This is a genomic window from Candidatus Photobacterium acropomis, from assembly GCF_030685555.1.
Taxonomy (GTDB): Bacteria; Pseudomonadota; Gammaproteobacteria; order Enterobacterales; family Vibrionaceae; genus Photobacterium; species Photobacterium lucens.
The window spans coordinates 975,708-995,845 of the sequence record NZ_CP131609.1 but is presented as its reverse complement, the minus strand read 5'-3'; the positions used below and the strand labels follow the sequence as shown (position 1 = coordinate 995,845).

19 protein-coding genes are annotated in these 20,138 nt (G+C 42.7%); 2 read left to right on the top strand and 17 right to left on the bottom strand.

Annotated features, from left to right (window positions below; all coding sequences use genetic code 11):
• Positions 1-2: 2 nt before the first annotated feature.
• From rpoS to mazG, 11 genes are all read right to left on the bottom strand, one after another.
• Complete coding sequence (gene rpoS, locus Q7657_RS11445; RefSeq protein WP_008988024.1) at positions 3-1,004, bottom strand: RNA polymerase sigma factor RpoS; 1,002 nt, start codon at positions 1,002-1,004, stop codon at positions 3-5.
• Positions 1,005-1,087: 83 nt separating this feature from the next.
• Positions 1,088-1,939, bottom strand: a complete 852-nt coding sequence (locus Q7657_RS11440) for a peptidoglycan DD-metalloendopeptidase family protein (protein ID WP_053987322.1) — start codon at positions 1,937-1,939, stop codon at positions 1,088-1,090.
• Positions 1,940-1,960: 21 nt separating this feature from the next.
• Positions 1,961-2,590: a protein-L-isoaspartate(D-aspartate) O-methyltransferase gene (locus tag Q7657_RS11435; RefSeq protein WP_053987321.1), complete on the bottom strand. Its 630-nt coding sequence runs from the start codon at positions 2,588-2,590 to the stop codon at positions 1,961-1,963.
• 2 nt (positions 2,591-2,592) lie between these two features.
• Positions 2,593-3,342 (bottom strand): 5'/3'-nucleotidase SurE, encoded by a 750-nt coding sequence (gene surE / locus Q7657_RS11430; RefSeq protein WP_107167272.1) that lies wholly within the window; start codon positions 3,340-3,342, stop codon positions 2,593-2,595.
• Positions 3,323-4,375, bottom strand: coding sequence for a tRNA pseudouridine(13) synthase TruD (truD, locus tag Q7657_RS11425; protein ID WP_107167273.1), 1,053 nt, complete (start codon positions 4,373-4,375; stop codon positions 3,323-3,325). Before truD ends, surE begins: the two co-directional genes overlap by 20 nt.
• Before the next feature lie 34 nt (positions 4,376-4,409).
• Positions 4,410-4,886, bottom strand: coding sequence for a 2-C-methyl-D-erythritol 2,4-cyclodiphosphate synthase (gene ispF, locus Q7657_RS11420; protein WP_107167244.1), 477 nt, complete (start codon positions 4,884-4,886; stop codon positions 4,410-4,412).
• Complete coding sequence (ispD, locus tag Q7657_RS11415) at positions 4,886-5,593, bottom strand: 2-C-methyl-D-erythritol 4-phosphate cytidylyltransferase (RefSeq protein ID WP_107167245.1); 708 nt, start codon at positions 5,591-5,593, stop codon at positions 4,886-4,888. Before ispD ends, ispF begins: the two co-directional genes overlap by 1 nt.
• A gap of 35 nt (positions 5,594-5,628) precedes the next feature.
• The gene (gene ftsB, locus Q7657_RS11410) at positions 5,629-5,907 is read right to left on the bottom strand and encodes a cell division protein FtsB (RefSeq protein WP_053987317.1); all 279 of its coding nucleotides are present in this window, start codon (positions 5,905-5,907) and stop codon (positions 5,629-5,631) included.
• A gap of 359 nt (positions 5,908-6,266) precedes the next feature.
• Positions 6,267-7,568 (bottom strand): phosphopyruvate hydratase, encoded by a 1,302-nt coding sequence (gene eno, locus Q7657_RS11405; protein WP_053987316.1) that lies wholly within the window; start codon positions 7,566-7,568, stop codon positions 6,267-6,269.
• An 80-nt stretch (positions 7,569-7,648) separates the two neighbouring features.
• Positions 7,649-9,289 carry a CTP synthase gene (gene pyrG, locus Q7657_RS11400; protein ID WP_008988015.1) on the bottom strand — a complete coding sequence of 547 codons (1,641 nt, stop codon included), beginning with the start codon at positions 9,287-9,289 and terminating at the stop codon, positions 7,649-7,651.
• 221 nt (positions 9,290-9,510) lie between these two features.
• Positions 9,511-10,320, bottom strand: coding sequence for a nucleoside triphosphate pyrophosphohydrolase (gene mazG, locus Q7657_RS11395; protein WP_107167246.1), 810 nt, complete (start codon positions 10,318-10,320; stop codon positions 9,511-9,513).
• Between the two features lie 96 nt (positions 10,321-10,416).
• On the opposite strand from mazG, the gene Q7657_RS11390 reads away from it, so the two are divergent.
• Positions 10,417-10,668, top strand: coding sequence for a hypothetical protein (locus tag Q7657_RS11390; protein ID WP_107167247.1), 252 nt, complete (start codon positions 10,417-10,419; stop codon positions 10,666-10,668).
• A gap of 81 nt (positions 10,669-10,749) precedes the next feature.
• Here Q7657_RS11390 and Q7657_RS11385 read toward each other — a convergent pair whose 3' ends face one another.
• From Q7657_RS11385 to rlmD, 3 genes are all read right to left on the bottom strand, one after another.
• Positions 10,750-10,947: a hypothetical protein gene (locus Q7657_RS11385; RefSeq protein WP_107167248.1), complete on the bottom strand. Its 198-nt coding sequence runs from the start codon at positions 10,945-10,947 to the stop codon at positions 10,750-10,752.
• Positions 10,948-11,686: 739 nt separating this feature from the next.
• Positions 11,687-13,921, bottom strand: a complete 2,235-nt coding sequence (gene relA / locus Q7657_RS11380) for a GTP diphosphokinase (protein ID WP_107167249.1) — start codon at positions 13,919-13,921, stop codon at positions 11,687-11,689.
• Positions 13,922-13,992: 71 nt separating this feature from the next.
• Positions 13,993-15,312 carry a 23S rRNA (uracil(1939)-C(5))-methyltransferase RlmD gene (gene rlmD / locus Q7657_RS11375; protein WP_107167250.1) on the bottom strand — a complete coding sequence of 440 codons (1,320 nt, stop codon included), beginning with the start codon at positions 15,310-15,312 and terminating at the stop codon, positions 13,993-13,995.
• Positions 15,313-15,432: 120 nt separating this feature from the next.
• Between rlmD and barA the strand changes: the two genes are divergently transcribed.
• The gene (gene barA / locus Q7657_RS11370) at positions 15,433-18,228 is read left to right on the top strand and encodes a two-component sensor histidine kinase BarA (RefSeq protein WP_107167251.1); all 2,796 of its coding nucleotides are present in this window, start codon (positions 15,433-15,435) and stop codon (positions 18,226-18,228) included.
• 87 nt (positions 18,229-18,315) lie between these two features.
• Here barA and acpS read toward each other — a convergent pair whose 3' ends face one another.
• The 3 genes from acpS to recO are packed head-to-tail and all read right to left on the bottom strand — an operon-like array spanning position 18,316 to position 20,134.
• Entirely contained in the window at positions 18,316-18,696 is a 381-nt protein-coding gene (gene acpS / locus Q7657_RS11365) for a holo-ACP synthase (RefSeq protein WP_107167252.1), read from the bottom strand.
• Positions 18,696-19,427 carry a pyridoxine 5'-phosphate synthase gene (pdxJ, locus tag Q7657_RS11360; protein ID WP_107167253.1) on the bottom strand — a complete coding sequence of 244 codons (732 nt, stop codon included), beginning with the start codon at positions 19,425-19,427 and terminating at the stop codon, positions 18,696-18,698. The genes acpS and pdxJ overlap by 1 nt, the downstream gene beginning before the upstream one ends.
• Positions 19,424-20,134: a DNA repair protein RecO gene (gene recO, locus Q7657_RS11355; protein ID WP_053987308.1), complete on the bottom strand. Its 711-nt coding sequence runs from the start codon at positions 20,132-20,134 to the stop codon at positions 19,424-19,426. Before recO ends, pdxJ begins: the two co-directional genes overlap by 4 nt.
• Positions 20,135-20,138 lie beyond the last annotated feature (4 nt).

The following is a 20,138-nucleotide window of genomic DNA, read 5'->3' as shown; positions in this document are numbered from 1 at the left end:
AATTAAAGCTCTTGATTAAAGAGCGACTCAATATTAAGTCCTTGGTGCGTTAGCATGTCACGTAAGCGTCGCAGACCTTCAACCTGAATTTGGCGAACACGCTCACGGGTTAAACCGATCTCACGCCCAACATCTTCTAATGTTGATGCTTCATAGCCCAGTAAGCCGAATCGACGCGCTAACACTTCACGCTGCTTAGGATTAAGCTCTTGTAACCAATGAACGATTGAGTTTTTAATATCATCATCTTGGGTTGATGATTCAGGACTTCCACCTTTTTCATCAGGAATAATATCAAGCAGTGCTTTTTCTGAATCACCACCGATCGGATTATCTACCGAGCTCACTCGCTCATTTAAGCGCAGCATACGATTCACATCATCAACAGGCTTTTCTAACTGTTGTGCAATGTCTTCGGCTGTTGGCTCATGATCCAGCTTTTGTGCTAATTCACGTGCCGTACGTAGATAAACATTGAGCTCTTTGACTACATGAATAGGTAGTCGGATGGTGCGGGTTTGATTCATGATTGCCCGCTCAATGGTTTGGCGGATCCACCATGTCGCATAGGTAGAGAAGCGGAAGCCTCGTTCAGGATCAAACTTCTCAACAGCGCGGATCAGGCCTAAATTACCTTCTTCCACCAAGTCGAGCAGTGCAAGTCCTCGGTTACTATAGCGACGCGAGATTTTCACTACTAAACGAAGATTACTTTCAATCATTCGTTTACGTGCAACCTCATCACCTCGCAATGCACGACGTGCATACAAGACTTCTTCTTCTGCGGTGAGAAGAGGCGAATAACCAATCTCACCGAGATAGAGTTGAGTAGCATCTAATGCTTTTTGAGTTGCTTCATATTTAGCAATATCGGCGTCATCATCATTAACCGATATTGCTTCAGTATCAGAACTATCATCAGCAGACGGCATTGGAACGTTCATTTCCACGTCTTCGTCTAAAGTGAATGAATCAAGGTTTGTGGCTGTGCTGCTTCTACTCATAGCGCCTCCCAGATGGCGAGTTAGCAAGACATTACAACTTCATCATGTCATCTCTAATTGCTGCATCATTGATTTTTCGTTTCTTATTTAGGTAAGTAGCGCATTGGATCCACTGATTTACCCTTATAGCGAATTTCAAAGTGTAGCCTTACACTGCTAGCCCCAGTGCTTCCCATGGAAGCTATCTTTTGCCCAGCTTTTACTGTTTGTTGCTCTTTTACTAAGATCTTATCGTTATGCGCATAAGCACTTAGATAATCTTCACCATGCTTAATAATGACTAAATTACCGTAACCCGGTAATGCATCACCCGCATATACAACAACACCTGCAGCGGTTGCTTTAATTGCTTCTCCTCGCGTACCTGCAATATCGATACCTCTATTGCCGTTTTCTGAATTTGAGAATCCAGCAATAATTTTACCTTTTACAGGCCAAGCCCATTTTGATGTTGATGGGGTTGTGCTCGGCTTAGTTGTTACAGGTTTGTTAACTTTTGAGTTTTCAGAGTACTCTTTTGGTTTTGACTGCGCAACCGTTTTATTGTCTGTTTTTTGTGCAACAGGTTTTGAAACTGGCTTCGGTTTACTCACAGGAGTCGTTTTCACAGGTGGTGTAACCACAGACGTATTTGATGAGTATGATGAGCGACTACCACTAGGGATAGCTAATCGTTGGCCTGGATAAATAATGTATGGTGGCGCTAAATTGTTTAGGCTAACAATGTCTTTTACATTTTGACCTGTCACGTAGGAGATAAAATATAACGTATCCCCTTTACGTACCGTGTATGAATCGCCTCTAAAGCTACCACGCTCTAATTGAGAGTAATCTTTACTGAGATTAGCAACCGGAGCTGGTGTATGACTACTACAAGCTGATAGCAGAATCATACTGGTTACTGCTAACAAAGAAGGTTGAATAATTTTTTTCATCATACACTCTGTACTCATGGTTTAAGCCAAATCTCCAGCCACTAAAGGCACAAATCTTACGGGTTCAATCACGGTTTCGCAAAATGCTTCGCCATTTCGGACAATCAATTTCAATTCTTGCTGTTGATAGCCAACAGGCAAAATTAATCGTCCACCATCAACCAGTTGCTCCAGTAAGCTCTGGGGAACTTCACTAGGAGCTGCGGTCACAATAATGGCATCGAAAGGCCCTTTGCTTGCCCATCCTTGCCACCCGTCACCATGTTTGGTTGATATATTATGTAACTCTAACTGTTTAAAACGTCTTTTCGCTTGCCATTGCAAGGCTTTGATCCGCTCGACAGAATAAACATGCTCAACAAGTTGAGCTAATACTGCTGTTTGATAACCTGAGCCTGTGCCAATTTCTAACACTGAAGATTGGTAAGTTAAGCCCAATAACTCGGTCATTTTCGCAACAATGTAGGGTTGAGAAATTGTTTGCCCACTACCAATCGGTAGCGCATTATTCTCATATGCTTGAAAAGAGAAAGCTTCATCAACGAAGCGTTCACGAGGAACGGTCGCAATCGCATTTAACACTCGCTGATCACTGATCCCTTTATTTCTTAAAAATGCGATTAAGCTATCAAGCTGACTTTGATACCGCATGATTACTGGATCTCCACATTTCGCATCCAGCCTTCAACTCCAACCATGGCATCATGCGCGGTCAAATCAACTTGCAGTGGGGTTATCGAAACCGCACCTTGTTCTATGGCATAAAAATCAGTGCCTGGGCCTGCATCTTGGCATTGACCAGGAGGGCCTAGCCAGTAGAGCGTTTTACCACGAGGATCTAACTCTTTGATCATATTTTCTGCCCGATGACGTGCACCTAGACGTGTCACTTGCCATGACTTCAACTGTTCAAAAGGCACATCAGGAACATTAATATTTAAGATATTATTGCTCGGTAACGGCTGTTGCGATAACTGCTTAACAACTTGCTGAATCACCTTCGCAGCTGTTTCAAAATGACTATCACCAACTAAAGAAACTGCAATCGCTGGCACACCAAGAAAGTGACCTTCAGTGGCAGCGGCAACTGTACCTGAATAAAGCACATCATCACCTAAATTGGCGCCGTGATTAATACCAGCAACCACAATATCAGGACGTTCATCTAGCCATTCATTTAAAGCAAAATGAACACAATCCGTTGGGGTGCCTTGTACCGAGATACGATTTGTACCTTCTTCTCGAATACGTAACGGGTAATCCAGTGTTAATGAATTTGATGCCCCTGATCGATTTCGATCAGGCGCAACCACTATTACTTCTGCTAATTCACTTAATGCTTTTGCGAGTGTATTAATACCTTCGGCAAAAATACCATCATCATTACTGATCAGAATTCTCATCATTCACTACCTCATTTTGAAGTGGCATGATCAACTCACGCACTACCGAGGTGGCAAAACTACCAGCAGGCAGAGCAAATGAAACAATCAAATCCTTCTCTTCGAAATGCCATTGCATATTTTTAGGCATCAGTAGCAATGGACGACGATCGTGACGCATACGGTTATCACGCACAAGTTTAACTAACGCTGGCTCTTGCTCCACAATCGCTAGTTCAAACGCTTGTGCATCACCTTGCGTTGGTAGTGCATTATCACCTAGTAATGGACCTGTAATTGCAAGTTCACCGGATGCCACTTGCTGCTGTAATGCATCCGTTACCACATCTGCAACAAACGTACGCTCATCACCTTCAGCTTGTAAGCAATCACCAGCGATAATCGTTGCCGCTAAACCTTGCTCAATACGCTGTGACAATACTTGGTTAAACATCCAAGAACGTGCTGCTGAAAGATAAAAACTACGCTTGCTCTTATCACGCACACGGAACTCATCGTTGCCCCAAGCACGTGCTTTAACCACGTTATTACCACCATGACCAAAACGCTGTTCACCAAAATAGTTGGCAACACCTTGTGCTTTGACTATTTCTAGACGCTCAGTTAATGCATCAAGGTTATCTAGATCAGTAAGACGTAATTGGAACCAGTTACCCGCTAAATCACCTGGGCGTAATTTTTTATCATGGCGTGTCACTTCAAGAATTTCGACACCAGGATGTTCAGCTTCAAACTGAGTAAGATCTGGATCTGCTTTACCCGGTAAGTGAACACTTAACCACTGCTCAGTCACCGCATGACGATCTTTAAGTCCAGCCCAGCTCACGTCGCGTGATTTCACGCCACATGCTTTTGCTAACTCATTCACTACATACTTGGTGTTTTCACCGACCTTGCGAATTTTCACCATCAGGTGTTCGCCTGTACCGCTAAACTCAAAACCGAGCTCTTCATTTACGATGAAGTCTTCAGGGTTAGCTTTAATGCGTCCGTGACAAACTGGCTTTGCATGAAACCAGTTAAAACAATCCATGATATTTTCTGCAGTGTGAGAGTGAGACATAAGCTCAAGATACCTTTTTAATTAAAACAACGGCTTCACAAGCAATGCCTTCTTTACGTCCAGTAAAACCTAAACGTTCAGTTGTCGTTGCTTTAACATTAACATTCGCGACATCTGTTTCTAAATCTTCAGCAATCGCCTGACACATAGCATCAATATGGGGGGCCATTTTCGGTGCTTGTGCCATGATGGTGACGTCTACATTACCCAAGCGATAACCTTGAGATTTCACTTTACTGTAGACATCACGTAATAAAAATCGGCTGTCAGCCCCTGCCCACTCGGAATCAGTATCAGGGAAATGGCGACCGATATCACCAGCACCAATCGCACCTAATAGTGCATCACATACTGCATGGAGTGCTACATCACCATCAGAGTGAGCTATTAAACCTTGTTCATAAGGGATAGCAACGCCACCAATAATAACCGGACCTTCGCCACCAAATTTATGAACATCAAAACCATGACCAATACGCATTATGAACATTCCTTTAATAATTGTTGTAAGTAGAACTCTGCTAACGCTAAATCTTCTGGCTGCGTGACTTTTAAATTATCAGCCCGACCTTTAACTAACACGGGGGAATAACCACAAAACTCAAGTGCTGATGCCTCATCTGTGATCACTGCATCTTGTGCCAATGCGGTTGTTAATGCTTCACGCAGTTGTCCTGCTCGAAACATTTGTGGGGTAAGTGCATGCCACAATTGCTCACGATCAACAGTGTGATCAATCACGTTGCCTTGTTCATTCACTTTTGCACGTTTCATGGTATCGCGAACAGGTGTTGCTAAAATCGCACCACACTCGCTTTGCTGAGCTGCAACCATTAACTGACGAAGATCGTCTAATCGTACGCAAGGTCTTGCTGCATCATGCACCATCACCCATGCATTATCATCATTGATAGCCGCTAAACCTGAAAACACAGAATCTACTCGTTCAGCACCACCATCAACCACGGTAATACGAGGATCATTAGCCAGCGGCAAGGTTGGAAAATACGGATCTGTTTTACTAACAGCAATAACCACGTGTTGAATTTCAGGTAGACTTAATAAACGCTCAACGGAGTGTTCAAGGATCGTTTTACCCGCAATCGTCAAATATTGTTTAGGGCGATCTGCCGCCATACGACTACCGACACCTGCGGCAGGGACAACAGCAATACATTTATCGATCATGGATGGTTATCTCATTACTTAGCTAGGCTGTATAATTAGTTATTATCGCCAACTACACGAACAAATGTTTCCCCTGGTTTAACTAAACCAAGATCGGTACGTGCACGTTCTTCAACCGCTTCTTTACCACCATGCAGATCTTTGATCTCGGCATACATCTGCTGGTTACGCTGGTGAAGCTCCGCGTTCGCCTTTTCTTGTAAGGCTACGCTTTCTTCCACGGCATTAAATTCATTCATACCATTTTTGCCATACCAGAAGTCGTATTGTAACCAAGCTAAAAGCCCTAATAAAACAATAATAAACAGGCGCATAATTCTCCCTGCGAAATAATTGGTAACAGCAAGTTGTATTCCAATTGTCGAAGATTTTAAGTCAACCTGCACAATTGGAATGCATTTTGCCAAGCAGTAATAATCCCATAATCGGGTAACTGTGACCACAATTATGCTATGAGAGTTCACAGGGTTATTACTTAACGGCTGATTTTGTCGAAAATAAACACAATCATAACCACCTAAATTCATCTTAAATAATAATTAACCCAGCTTAGATTGATTGTATTTATCGATAACGTCTAACGTTATATTTTCTTTAAAGCTAAAAAAACCGCCTCTTACAAGGCGGTTTCTTTTAACCTAATTGAGTTACCTCAATCATGCTTAATCAAAAATTAAGCTTGGCCTTTAACTTCTTTAAGACCATTGAAAGGAGCACGCTCACCTAGTGCTTCTTCGATACGGATTAGTTGGTTGTACTTAGCAACACGGTCAGAACGGCTCATAGAACCAGTCTTGATTTGACCTGCAGCAGTACCAACAGCTAGATCTGCAATAGTTGCATCTTCAGTTTCACCAGAACGGTGAGAGATAACTGCAGTGTAACCAGCATCTTTAGCCATCTTAATAGCAGCTAGAGTTTCAGTTAGAGAACCGATTTGGTTGAACTTGATTAGGATTGAGTTAGTGATACCTTTCTCAATACCTTCAGCTAGGATCTTAGTGTTAGTAACGAATAGATCGTCACCTACTAGCTGGATCTTGTTACCTAGTAGTTCAGTTTGGTGCTTGAAGCCATCCCAATCTGACTCGTCTAGACCGTCTTCGATAGAAACGATTGGGTATTGGTCAACTAGCTCTGCTAGGAAGTGGTTGAACTCTTCAGATTTGAAGATACGACCTTCGCCTTTTAGGTTGTACTCTTTCTTCTCTGCGTCGTAGAACTCAGATGCAGCACAGTCCATAGCTAGTGTTACGTCTTTACCTAGTTCGTAACCTGCAGCAGCAACAGCTTCTGCGATAACTTCTAGTGCTTCAGCGTTAGACTTAAGGTTTGGAGCGAAACCACCTTCGTCACCAACAGCTGTGTTGTAGCCTTTAGACTTAAGAACTTTAGCTAGGTTGTGGAATACTTCAGCACCGATACGTAGTGCTTCTTTAAGAGTCTTAGCGCCAACAGGTTGAATCATGAATTCTTGGATATCAACGTTGTTGTCTGCGTGCTCACCACCGTTGATGATGTTCATCATTGGTAGAGGCATAGAGAATTGACCAGCAGTGCCGTTTAGCTCAGCGATGTGCTCGTATAGAGGCATGCCTTTCGCAGCAGCTGCTGCTTTTGCGTTTGCTAGAGATACAGCTAGGATTGCGTTAGCACCGAAGTTTGACTTATTTTCAGTACCGTCTAGGTCGATCATGATTTGGTCGATTTCAGCTTGATCTTTTGCATCTTTGCCGATTAGCGCTTCAGCGATTGGACCATTTGCTGCAGCAACAGCTTTAAGAACGCCTTTACCTAGGAAACGTGACTTGTCACCATCACGAAGCTCAAGAGCTTCACGAGAACCAGTTGAAGCACCAGATGGCGCAGCAGCCATACCTACGAAACCACCTTCTAGGTGAACTTCTGCTTCAATTGTTGGGTTACCACGTGAGTCGATGATTTCACGAGCTAGAACTTTAACGATCTTAGACATTGTGTTTCCTCTTGCTTTATCTTCAAATTAAAAGCTAAAAAAATAGCTGTAGCTATAACCACTACAGCTATCAGTAATCCTTACTGGTTAAGCTCACCACGGTGGAACTCGCCCGCCGCTTTAACAAAGCCTTCAAACAATGGGTGACCATCGCGAGGTGTTGATGTGAACTCAGGGTGGAACTGTGCAGCTACGAACCAAGGATGATTCGGAACTTCGATAATTTCAACAAGTTTCTTATCAGCAGACAAACCAGATACTTTAAGACCTGCTTTTTCAAGCTTAGGTAGTAGCATGTTGTTTACTTCGTAACGGTGACGGTGACGCTCATGGATCGTTGGTTGTGCATATAGTGCACGCGCTTTAGAACCGTCTTGTAGATGACATAGCTGAGAACCAAGACGCATTGTGCCGCCTAGATCAGATTTCTCTGTACGCTCTTCAACATTACCTTCGCTATCTACCCACTCTGTGATAAGACCAACAACTGGGTGTTTAGTTTCAGCATTAAATTCAGTTGAATGCGCATCCGCCATTTTGGCTACATTACGAGCGAACTCAATAAGTGCAACCTGCATACCTAAACAAATACCTAGGTAAGGAATTTTGTTTTCACGTGCGTATTGAGCAGTAAGGATCTTACCTTCAACACCACGGTTACCAAAGCCACCTGGAACTAGGATAGCGTCAAGACCTGCAAGTACTTCTGTACCTTTAGACTCAACATCCTGAGAATCGATGTATTTGATCTTAACAGACAGACGATTTTTCAGACCCGCGTGCTTAAGCGCTTCGTTCACTGATTTATATGCGTCTGGCAGTTCAATGTATTTACCAACCATACCGATAGTAACTTCAGCAGTTGGGTTTGCTTCTTCGTAGATTACTTGTTCCCACTCAGAAAGATCAGCTTCAGGTGCTGTGATACCAAAGCGCTTACACACTAGTTCATCAAGACCTTGAGACTTAATTAATTGTGGGATCTTGTAGATTGAATCTACGTCTTTCATTGAGATTACAGCTTTTTCCTGTACGTTACAGAACAGTGCAATCTTCGCACGCTCGTTCGCAGGGATCATACGGTCTGAACGACAGATCAGTACATCTGGCTGAATACCAATTGATAGTAATTCTTTAACTGAGTGCTGAGTTGGCTTAGTTTTTACTTCGCCAGCAGCTGCTAGGTAAGGAACAAGAGTCAAGTGCATGAACATGGTGTTTTCACGACCTTGCTCTACTGCTAATTGACGAATAGCTTCCATGAATGGCAGTGATTCGATATCACCTACAGTACCGCCTACTTCAACGATTGCTACATCATGACCTTCAGCACCCGCTAATACGCGAGATTTGATTTCATTGGTGATGTGAGGAATTACCTGAATCGTTGCGCCTAAGTAATCACCACGACGCTCTTTGCGTAACACGTCTGCGTACACGCGACCAGCAGTAAAGTTATTACGCTTTGTCATTTTGGTACGAATGAAACGCTCGTAGTGACCAAGGTCTAGGTCAGTCTCTGCACCGTCTTCCGTAACGAATACTTCGCCGTGTTGAATTGGGCTCATTGTGCCTGGGTCAACGTTAATGTAAGGGTCTAGCTTCATCATAGTCACGTTTAGACCACGTGCTTCTAGAATAGCTGCAAGTGATGCAGCAGCAATGCCTTTACCAAGAGAGGAAACAACTCCGCCCGTAACAAAAATGTAATTCGTTGTCATGTTTAACCTGGAAGATTGGTGTAGAGGATAAAAAGTATCTGGACGGGAAATTAGTATACCAGACACCATTTATCGCCACAACGTGAAAACTATCACACCACCCTTTGATTTTTTTTGTCTCAAATCAAGTTAGTGATATGGCTTTGAAAAACTTACTTTTTTAAGACTCAACTAACACTTACAGCGATAAAACTATACAAATACATTCTTTTTGGGAATGATTATTTATATTCTTGTTTCTCTTTTACCCGATTCCATTCTGCATCAAGTTCAGATAATGAACACTGACTGATCAGCTTTCCTTGTTCTAGCACATTTTTTTCAACTTGGCGAAAACGCTTCTCAAACTTTTTATTGGCTTTCTGTAGTGCAAGCTCTGGTTTCACATTGAGATGACGGCTTAAATTTACTACCGAAAATAGCAAATCCCCCAACTCTTCTTCAATTCTCTGTTGTTCAGGCACCGCTTGAATCACTTCATCCATGACTTCATCGAGCTCTTCTTTTACCTTATCAACTACTGGTGCTAATTCATCCCAATCAAAGCCAACATTTGCGCAGCGCTTTTGGATCTTATCTGCTCGCATCAAAGCAGGTAACGCATTAGGAATATTCGCCAGCAAACTTGAATCTGGCTCTTTCTCCGCACGCTCTTTGGCTTTCTCCGCTTCCCAATTTTGTTTGACTGCGGCTTCATCTGCAAAATCAACATCACTAAAAACATGAGGATGACGGCGAACCAGCTTTTCATTAATTCCAGCTACGACATCATCAAACTCAAACAGCCCTTGCTCTTTTGCCAGCTGGCTATAGAAGATAACTTGAAACAGTAAATCCCCTAGCTCTTCTTTTACATCATTCCAGTTTCTCTGCTCGATGGCATCTGCCACTTCGTAGGCTTCTTCAAGAGTGTAGGGAACGATTGAATCAAAGTTTTGTTTCAAATCCCATGGACAACCACGGTTTGGGTCTCGCAGCTGAGACATAATCGTTAATAATTGTTCTATCTGAGATGATTTTTTATTGTCCATACCATTCACACTCTAAAAATGGCGCTTGTCGCTTTCACTTCAAGCGCCTTAACATCGATAGTTAATACTAGAAAACTAATCTAGTAATTCATAGCAATGATCAGTCATCATTATGTTGGCAATAGTGATGTTCATCGTTGTGATGTTCTTTTTGATGATCACAATTTTCATGGTGATTATCATTACAATCATGGTGATGTTCGCATCGACTATGATATGAATGATGATGTCTGCATCCCTGATGATGGTGTGACTCATGATGTCGACAGTCAGAATGATGAGAGCATGCATAGTTATCATCGTTTGACGGTTGTGCTAATACTGCATGTGGCATTAGCAGTGAGATAAACAATAACAACATGCTTGCAAGTCGCTTGTCAGCCATTAGATTTAGTAATTTTGATTTCATCACATATCCTTTCATATACATTATTTTGCCTGCTCCGTCATAAAGGTATTTGACCCCGTTTTCATTCCCTGCACACAAAGAATAAATAGCAGTAGCTGTTTTATTTCATGACTCGGTATATTCATGAAGTTGTTATCAGGAATAATAAGTATCGCCACAAGTAATAAAATACTGACAACGCTATTTTTAGTTAATAATTTAAATGGTAATTTTTTCATAATAGTTCTCCTGCAGCGTTATAAATAAAGCCACATCATTAATTCTTTACAACTATCACTCACCGATATTAGTCGGGTGAATAATATTTCTTAATTAATACTTAATCCGAACATGAATAATATTCAGAGATAAGTGAACTATTTTATTATCGGAGGTCGATATATAGATTTTATTACCGCAACGACCACTGACTCCTGGAAATATTCAATCGGCAAGAGATCACTGATACGCGCAATAACTAACGGAGGAAATGAAAGTAAGTTGAAGACATTGCTGCTAGTGCGAGGTAATACTCGACAACACGGACAATGTGAACAGTCGCTACAACCATTATCACACTGCAAGCAACAGTGTTCTGATTGTTGAATGGCTGAGTGCTGGTTTTGCAAGACGTCTTTTATATTAAAAGACGATACTACTGACTGAGCAGTTGATATATTTTGACTCATATATGCAGCATTCACACTACTACCTAATAGTAATATTGCGATAAATAATGCATATAATATTTTATGTAAATTTGAAAAGTACATACTGAGTCTTTATTTTTAAGAGAAGTAAATACTATCGAGCTTATATATATGAGTCAACATCTAGACTTGTTTAAGATCATTTAATAATGACATTAATGATTAAAAATAAAACCATATATTACTATTAATTATTTTCCACTACTCATTATGTTGTATAAATAAAAAAGGGCGGCTTATTGCCACCCTTTAAATACTTTATTTTTAATTAGCCATATAAGCGTTTCGCTTCAGCAACGTCTTTGACTTGCTCAATACGATTCAGGACACGGCCTAATACTTCTAAGTCCGTAAGCTCAAGTTCGAAATCCATGATCGACATTTGTTTTTTATAATCGACACGACTCTTCATCCCAGCCACTTTCACTTTTTCATTCATCAGCGTATTAGTTAACTCTTTTAGCAAGCCATTACGCTCAGATGCAGTTACTCGCACCGTGATGGTGTAATTACCAACAAAACCACCGCCCCAAACAGTATCAATGATACGCTCTGGCGCATGGTGACGCAGCTCTTCTAACTGCTCACAATCCATGCGGTGGACCGAAATACCTCGACCTTGAGTAACAAAGCCTTGAATATCATCCCCCGGAATTGGCTGACAACAACGAGCAAGATGGGTCATTAGGTTATCAACCCCCTCCACCACGACGGCATCGCGTTGTGGTTTCTTATGGGTTGCCGCTTGCTTGTTGCTCGCTTCCGCCAGTTTCTCTAATAGTTGCTGATCTTCTTCTTCCGCAGTTGGCTTATTCACTAACGCATTAATATGATTAATCACCTGATTAATACGTAAATCGCCGCTACCGATCCCTGCGTATAACTCTTCAGGAGAGTTCACATTAAAGCGTTTCGCCGCATACATTTGGGCATCTTTTAATGTTGCATGGATCTTAACTAGCTCTGCTTCTAAGATCTCTTTACCAGCGATAATATTCTTATCACGATCTTGCTTACGGAACCATGCATGGACCTTGGCACGAGCACGACTGGATGTCACAAAACCTAAGTTAGGGTTCAGCCAATCTCGTGACGGGTTTGGCTCTTTTTGGGTGATGATTTCAACTTGATCACCCATTTGAAGATGGTAAGTAAACGGAACAATGCGCCCTTCTACTTTCGCACCAATACAACGGTGACCCACTTCAGAGTGAATATGATAAGCAAAATCTAGCGGTGTTGCATTTGATGGTAAATCAACCACATCCCCTTTTGGGGTGAAAGCATAGACACGATCATCAAATACTTGGCTGCGTAACTCATCCAGCATTTCGCCAGAATCTGACATTTCTTCTTGCCATGCCAGTAGCTTACGTAGCCAATTGATTTTCTCATCATACGCGGATTGCGCTCCGCCTGATGCTGTACCTTCTTTGTATTTCCAGTGTGCCGCAACACCTAATTCAGATTCTTCATGCATTTGCTTGGTACGGATCTGAATTTCAATGGTTTTACCTTCAGGCCCCAATACCACGGTATGGATAGACTGGTAACCATTAGGTTTTGGATTTGCAACGTAGTCATCAAACTCTTTCGGCAGGTGACGGTATTTAGTGTGCACCACCCCTAATGCGGCATAACAATCTTGCAATTGATCGGCAATAATACGTACAGCACGTACATCAAACAGCTCATCAAAGGCGAGATTTTTCTTCTGCATTTTGCGCCAAATACTGTAGATGTGCTTAGGTCGCCCTTGCACTTCTGCTTTGATGTTTGACGCTTTCATGGCCTCTGATAAATCATCGACAAAATGCGTGATGTAATCTTCACGATCGATACGACGCTCAGATAACTGTTTAGCGATTTGTTTATAAGTATCAGGATGCTGATAACGGAAGGCGTAATCTTCAATTTCCCATTTAAGCTGACCAATACCTAATCGGTTTGCTAATGGCGCATAAATATTGGCACACTCTTGAGCTGCAGCTCGGCGCACTTCATCGGGCTCATTTTTCACTTCACGCAGATTACAAATACGCTCAGCGAGTTTGATAACGACGCAACGGAAATCATCGACCATGGAAAGCAGCATGCGACGAATATTATCGACTTGTGCCGTTTGTGCCGCTTCTTCAGCGGTTGATTTAAGCTGGCTGATCGCACACATTTGCTCTACACCTTCAACCAAATGAAGGATAGTCCCGTTATATTCCTCTTTTGTTTGCTCATGGCTGTAGCAGCCCGCTTCCACAAGAGGATATAACATAGCGGCGATCAGCGTATCGGCATCCATACTTAAGGTAACAAGAATTTCAACCATTTCACGACCACGCCATAACAATAACGCACCGTTTTCTTGCTCAGCGACTTGCTCAGTACAACGCTGATATGTTCCTTCAATACGACTCGATACTTTCGCATCTTGACGTAAGCTCTCTACCCATGAGGCTAGCTCAAATGTAGTATTTTCCTTTAAATGCGCACCGCGAACTGCGACCATGTTTCTATCCTGTTTTCTCTCTGAATACCGATGAATGTCTTACATCACATTACTATTTTTCTTTATTGTGATTAACACTTAACAAACAACGCCATTGATTCTAAATGTCCGGTATGAGGGAACATATCCATCATACCTAAACGTGCCAACTTATAACCTTGCTGCAACAATATTTGGCTATCACGAGCTAATGTTGCAGGATTGCATGATACGTATACCACTTTGCTTGGCGCTAAATTCACAATATGTTGCATTACGCCAGCAGCACCCGCTCGTGCTGGATCTAACAAAATTTTATCAAATTGCTCTTGAGCCCACACTAATTTCGTTACATCTTCGTCTAAATTTGCTTGATAAAATGTAGCATTATCTAGACGATTTGCGACAGCATTTGCTGTTGCGCGTGTCACCATTTCATCCACACCTTCAACACCCACCACCGCTTTAGCACGGCGTGCCAATGGTAGACTGAAGTTACCTAGACCACAGAATAGATCTAACACCCTATCTTGTGGCTGAACATCAAGCCAATTGATCGCTTGCTCTACCATTTGTAAATTCACATCACGATTAACTTGAATAAAGTCTTTTGGTGAAAACGTTAAGCGCACATCATCAATGTCGTAATAAGGTTGCTCACCCATTACTTGCTCAAGTTCATCTGAAGATGGGGCTAAAAACAGCATGAGCTGATGCTCAGTCGCAAAGGCTTTAATTGCAGCAAGATCTTTGTCATTAAAAGGCTGCAAGTGACGAATTAACAATACCCGACCATTATCAGCATTCACCAATTCAACATGACCCAAATGTTTGCGCCCTTTTAAGCTAGATAACAAGGCGCGTAATGCGGGTAGTAAGCAGTCTAACTCCGTTGCAAGCACAGGGCATGCACTCACATCGACAATGTCTTTGCTCTGCTTTTTACGAAAGCCAAAAACCATCTGTCCATTCGGTAACATACGGACGCTAAAACGTGCGCAACGACGATAATGCTCGCTTTGTCCAACAATAGGTGCGACTTGGCTTGTTCCTTCTTCTGTGATGGCAAACTTTTCCATCAGTTCAGTTAATGCCTGCTGTTTGGCGATAACTTGACCTTGGTGGGATAAATGCTGCAAGTTACAGCCGCCACACTGGTCATAGATCGGACAATGAGGTTTAATACGCGCAGAGCTGTCTTTTAAACGTTTGATCACGCGAGCACGGGCATAATTCTTTTTATCTTCCGTCAATTGAACAACCACAGTTTCATCCGGTAATGCGCCGTCGATAAAGACAGGTTTATTGTTCAAATGGCCGATGCCAGCGCCGAGGTGATCTAAACGGCTAATTGTTATTTCTTTATGCTTGGTATCGGTTTTACGTTTTTGAGGCTTAAAAAAGCGTGCCATAAAATTTTGCTCACTGTTCAGACATTGAGTGTTTGTCGAAGAGCGCTAGATTCTTTAACCTAGTGCCACAGATGGGAGCTAATTCTCCCATAGATTTGTCTGCTTGTAATTAAGAGAACCATGACCAGATATGGACTTCGTGCCAGAGTCTTCACTCTGACATTAGCACCTACACTTATTATCGGCTTATTATTAAGCGCATTTTTTACCATGAGCCGTTATCAGGATCTGGAACATCAGCTTATTTCGACCGGTGCAAGTATCATTGAACCCCTCGCTATTTCTGCTGAATACGGCATGACGGAAAAGAACCGAGAAGCGATTCGTCGGCTAATTGGTTACACCCATAGAAAGCATTCTGACATTATTCGCAGCATCGCCGTTTTTGATAATCACAACCATATTTTCGCAACATCTAACTTTCACCGTAATTTTGAATCCTTCATGTATCCAGAAGGAAAACCCATTCCTCGGCTACTCGATACCCAGCTAACCGACAATACCTTAATACTCCGTGCGCCTATTCTAACGGAAGGGCAATTTGGCTCGAATGTAGGCAGTGATGTCCGTGGTAAAGCCTTGGGTTATATTGCAATAGAACTCGATCTAAGCTCTCTCCGTTTGCAACAATATCAAGAAGTATTTACTGCCCTGATGGTACTACTGCTTGGTTTAACCTTATCATCGCTCTTTGCATATCGCTTAATGCAGGACGTAACGCAACCTATCTCGCATATGATCAGCGTCGTTGATAGAATCCGTCGCGGTCACCTCGATATCCGAATTGAAGGTCGCCTATTAGGTGAGCTTGATACGCTGAAAAATGGTATTAACGCCATGGCTATTTCCTTATCGGAATACCATATTGAGATGCAACAAAGTATCGACCAAGCCACCTCAGATTTGCGTGAAACTCTTGAGCAGCTTGAAATTCAAAACGTTGAGTTAGACATCGCTAAAAAACGAGCTCAAGAAGCGGCACGCGTGAAGTCAGAGTTTTTGGCTAATATGTCCCACGAATTACGTACACCACTAAACGGTGTGATTGGCTTTACCCGCCAGATGCTAAAAACCAAGCTTAATACCAGCCAGAAAGATTATCTGTTAACCATTGAGAACTCAGCCAATAACCTGCTTACCATCATCAATGACATTCTTGATTTCTCGAAACTGGAAGCAGGTAAGTTGTTACTGGAAAATATTCCATTCGACTTTACTGATTCTCTCGATGAAGTGATGCGTTTGCTTGCACCTAGTGCCCATGAAAAAGGTCTTGAGCTAACGCTGAAAATCGATAACCGCATTCCACCTGGCTTGATTGGTGATCCACTGCGTATTCAGCAAGTGGTGACTAACTTAATTGGTAATGCGGTGAAATTTACTGAACACGGTAACATTGATGTGTCAGTTGAACTGAAATCAGAGATCGATAACAACATCGAGCTGCAATTTATGGTGCGTGATACTGGTATCGGTATTTCTGAACGTCAACAAGCACAGTTATTCCAAGCCTTTAGCCAAGCTGATGCGAGTATTTCTCGTCGTTATGGCGGTACGGGGTTAGGTTTGGTGATCACCCAGAAACTGGTCAGCCAAATGGGCGGTGAAGTGAGCTTAACCAGTCGCTTACACCAAGGTTCGACCTTCTGGTTCACTATCAAGATGAACAAAACAGATCTGCCTGTATCCCAACCAATTGATACCACTTCACTTGAAGGTAAGTCATTACTACTGGTTGAAGCCAACATGCAAGCGGCATCCGTGATCCAGCAACGTCTCATGTTAGCCGGTGTGCATGTCACTTATCGCGCTTCGATGCCAGATGATCTGGATCGCCATGACTTTGCCCTATTGTGTTTATCTCCGGGTGAACAACCACCACTACCAGTCATACTCAATGATGTATTTAAAGCCGAACAAACCGCTGCAAAAGTCTTGGTTTGCTTACCGACAACAGAGCTTGCACTCTCAGAAAAACTAACCCAAACCGGTGTTTATGCTTGTCTTGGTAAACCACTGGCACAGCGTAAATTGTTTGAAGCCTTATGTGATAATGATGATGAGCTCATCAGTGAGTTGGAAGTTCCATTATTACCAACCACCGCAGAAACGCTGCAACCACTAACGGTGATGGCCGTTGATGATAACCCTGCGAACTTGAAACTGATCTCCGCCCTGCTCGGTGAGCGAGTAGAAACAGTTATTACCGCAACTGGTGGTAAAAAGGCTGTTGAGTACGCCCAGAATAAAGCTTTTGATTTGATCTTTATGGACATTCAAATGCCGGAAATGGACGGCGTTACAGCATGTCAGAAAATCCATGAAACAGCGCTGAATAAAAATACCCCAGTAATTGCGGTAACAGCCCATGCTATGGCTGGCGAGCGCGAGCGTTTAATTAATGCAGGTATGGATGATTATCTGACTAAGCCTCTGGAAGAGCATATTTTGCAACAGATCTTAGCTAAATGGATTGCACCAACATCCTCACAAGCTAACACAGCTTTAAACAGTCGAGCACCTGTCACGCTTGAAGGGCAGATAGAAAACGTACCAGCAGTACCCGTGCTTGCTAATAACAATATCAGTTTTGACTGGGATTTAGCGCTTAAACAAGCCGCAGGTAAGCCAGATTTAGCCCATGACATGCTACAAATGCTGCTCGACTTTATGCCAGAAGTGGAAATGCTGGTTAACGAAGCATTAGACGGTAAAGATGTGGATCTATGGCCACCGATCCACAAACTCCACGGCAGTTGTGCTTACAGTGGCGTTCCTCGCTTAAAGAACCTCTGTTCAGAGATCGAAACCGCACTTAAAGCCGATGCGACAATTGATGATGTTGAGCCTGAGTTACTCGAGTTGATTGATGAAATGGATAATATCGTTAAAGCATCGAAAGATTATCGACACTAAAAAGCGCTCATTTTGAGATCAAAAAAGCGGTAGCCAAAACTACCGCCTTTTTATTATATCTCGCTATGACCTATCAGAGCATTAACACTAGCTTTCTAGGATCACCGTTGCCACCGCATAACGACGCTCATCAGCTATCGTTAGATGGACATGATTCACACCAATCATTTGCGCTAGCTCTTGTGCCTTACCTGATAATGTAAGCAAGGGTTTACCACGCTCATCATTGGTGACAGTAAAATCTTGAAAAGACACACCACAAGCGATACCAGTACCTAGTGCTTTCGATGCTGCTTCTTTAACAGCAAAACGTTTTGCGAGAAAACGGCCTTTCAGCTTAAGCTCTTGATAACGTTCAAGCTCAGAGCCAGACAAAATTTTATGCGCAAACGCCTCGCCTGAACGTGCTAAGACTTTCTCTACCCGTTCGATTTCAGCAATGTCTGTCCCTAAACCTAAAATAGCCATTAACGACGAGCTTCCTGCATTAAATCACGCATATCAGCAACGGCTTTATCTAAACCATCAAACATTGCACGTCCCATGATTGAGTGACCAATGTTTAGCTCGTAAAGCTCAGGTAATGCCGCAATCGGTTTCACGTTGTGATACGTCAGACCATGACCGGCATTCACTTTAATACCTAAGTCATGAGCATAGCTTGCGCCTGCTGAAATTTTCTTCAGCTCATCCAATTGTGCTTCTTCTGTTGCTGCCTCTGCATATTGACCCGTATGCAGCTCAATAAATGGCGCACCACAAGCATGTGCCGCATCAATTTGCGCGCGATCAGCATCGATAAACAGAGACACTTTGATCCCAGCTGCAGTGAGTTTTTCTGTTGCCGCTTTTACTTTCTCAAGCTGACCTGCCACATCCAAGCCGCCTTCAGTGGTGAGCTCTTCACGCTTTTCCGGCACCAAGCAAACATATTCAGGTTTCACTTCCAAGGCAATAGCAAGCATTTCATCAGTGACAGCCATTTCTAAGTTCATACGGGTTTGAATCGTCTCACGTAGAATGCGCACGTCACGATCATTAATGTGTCGACGATCTTCTCGCAAATGGATAGTAATACCATCAGCGCCTGCACGCTCTGCCACTTCTGCTGCATGAACAGGATCCGGGTAACGTGTGCCACGGGCATTACGTAATGTGGCAATATGATCAATGTTCACGCCGAGTAGTATGTTGTTCATGTTCCGATTCTCCTTCCTCGCGGGATAAACAATTCCCGGCTTTTTAATGGCTTAGAACCAAGATACGGTTTTAATGCCATCCTTGTAAATCGTTTTGCTGCACGCAATTGCTCTGGAGTTTCAAATCGCCTAGCTGCAATGGCTTTAAGCTCATTACCTCTAAACGTCATTTGCCCAATCTTCATTGAAGCAATAAACCCTTGCTGTTCACGATAGTTATAGGTCATATCATCTTCAACACCTAATCCGCTACCAGCACAATGAAGAAAATCAATGCCATAGCCAAGATGATGAAGTAAGGAAAGCTCAAAGCGACGCAAAGCAGGCTCTGGGTTATCCGCTTGTGCCAGCTCTCGCAGCACATTCAAATAATCCAGAAACAACTGAGGATACGGGGTGTGATTGCCTAAGACTCGCACTAGGATTTCGTTCACGTACATCGCTGAATATAAAATATAGCTACGCATCGGTAAACCAATACTAATAGGCTCAGCATGAGTGAGAACAGGCATCGCGCCTTTGCCACTCCACTTCATAAACAAGGGAGTAAAAGGTTGCAGTGTGCCTTTAAGATTAGAACGCTTACGACGAGCGCCTTTAGAGAGAAGAGTAAGACGGCCATGATCCTCACTGAATACGTCAAGGATCAGGCTCGTCTCACTATAGGGACGAGAATGAAGGACAAAACAACGCTGTAGCCCTTCCATTACT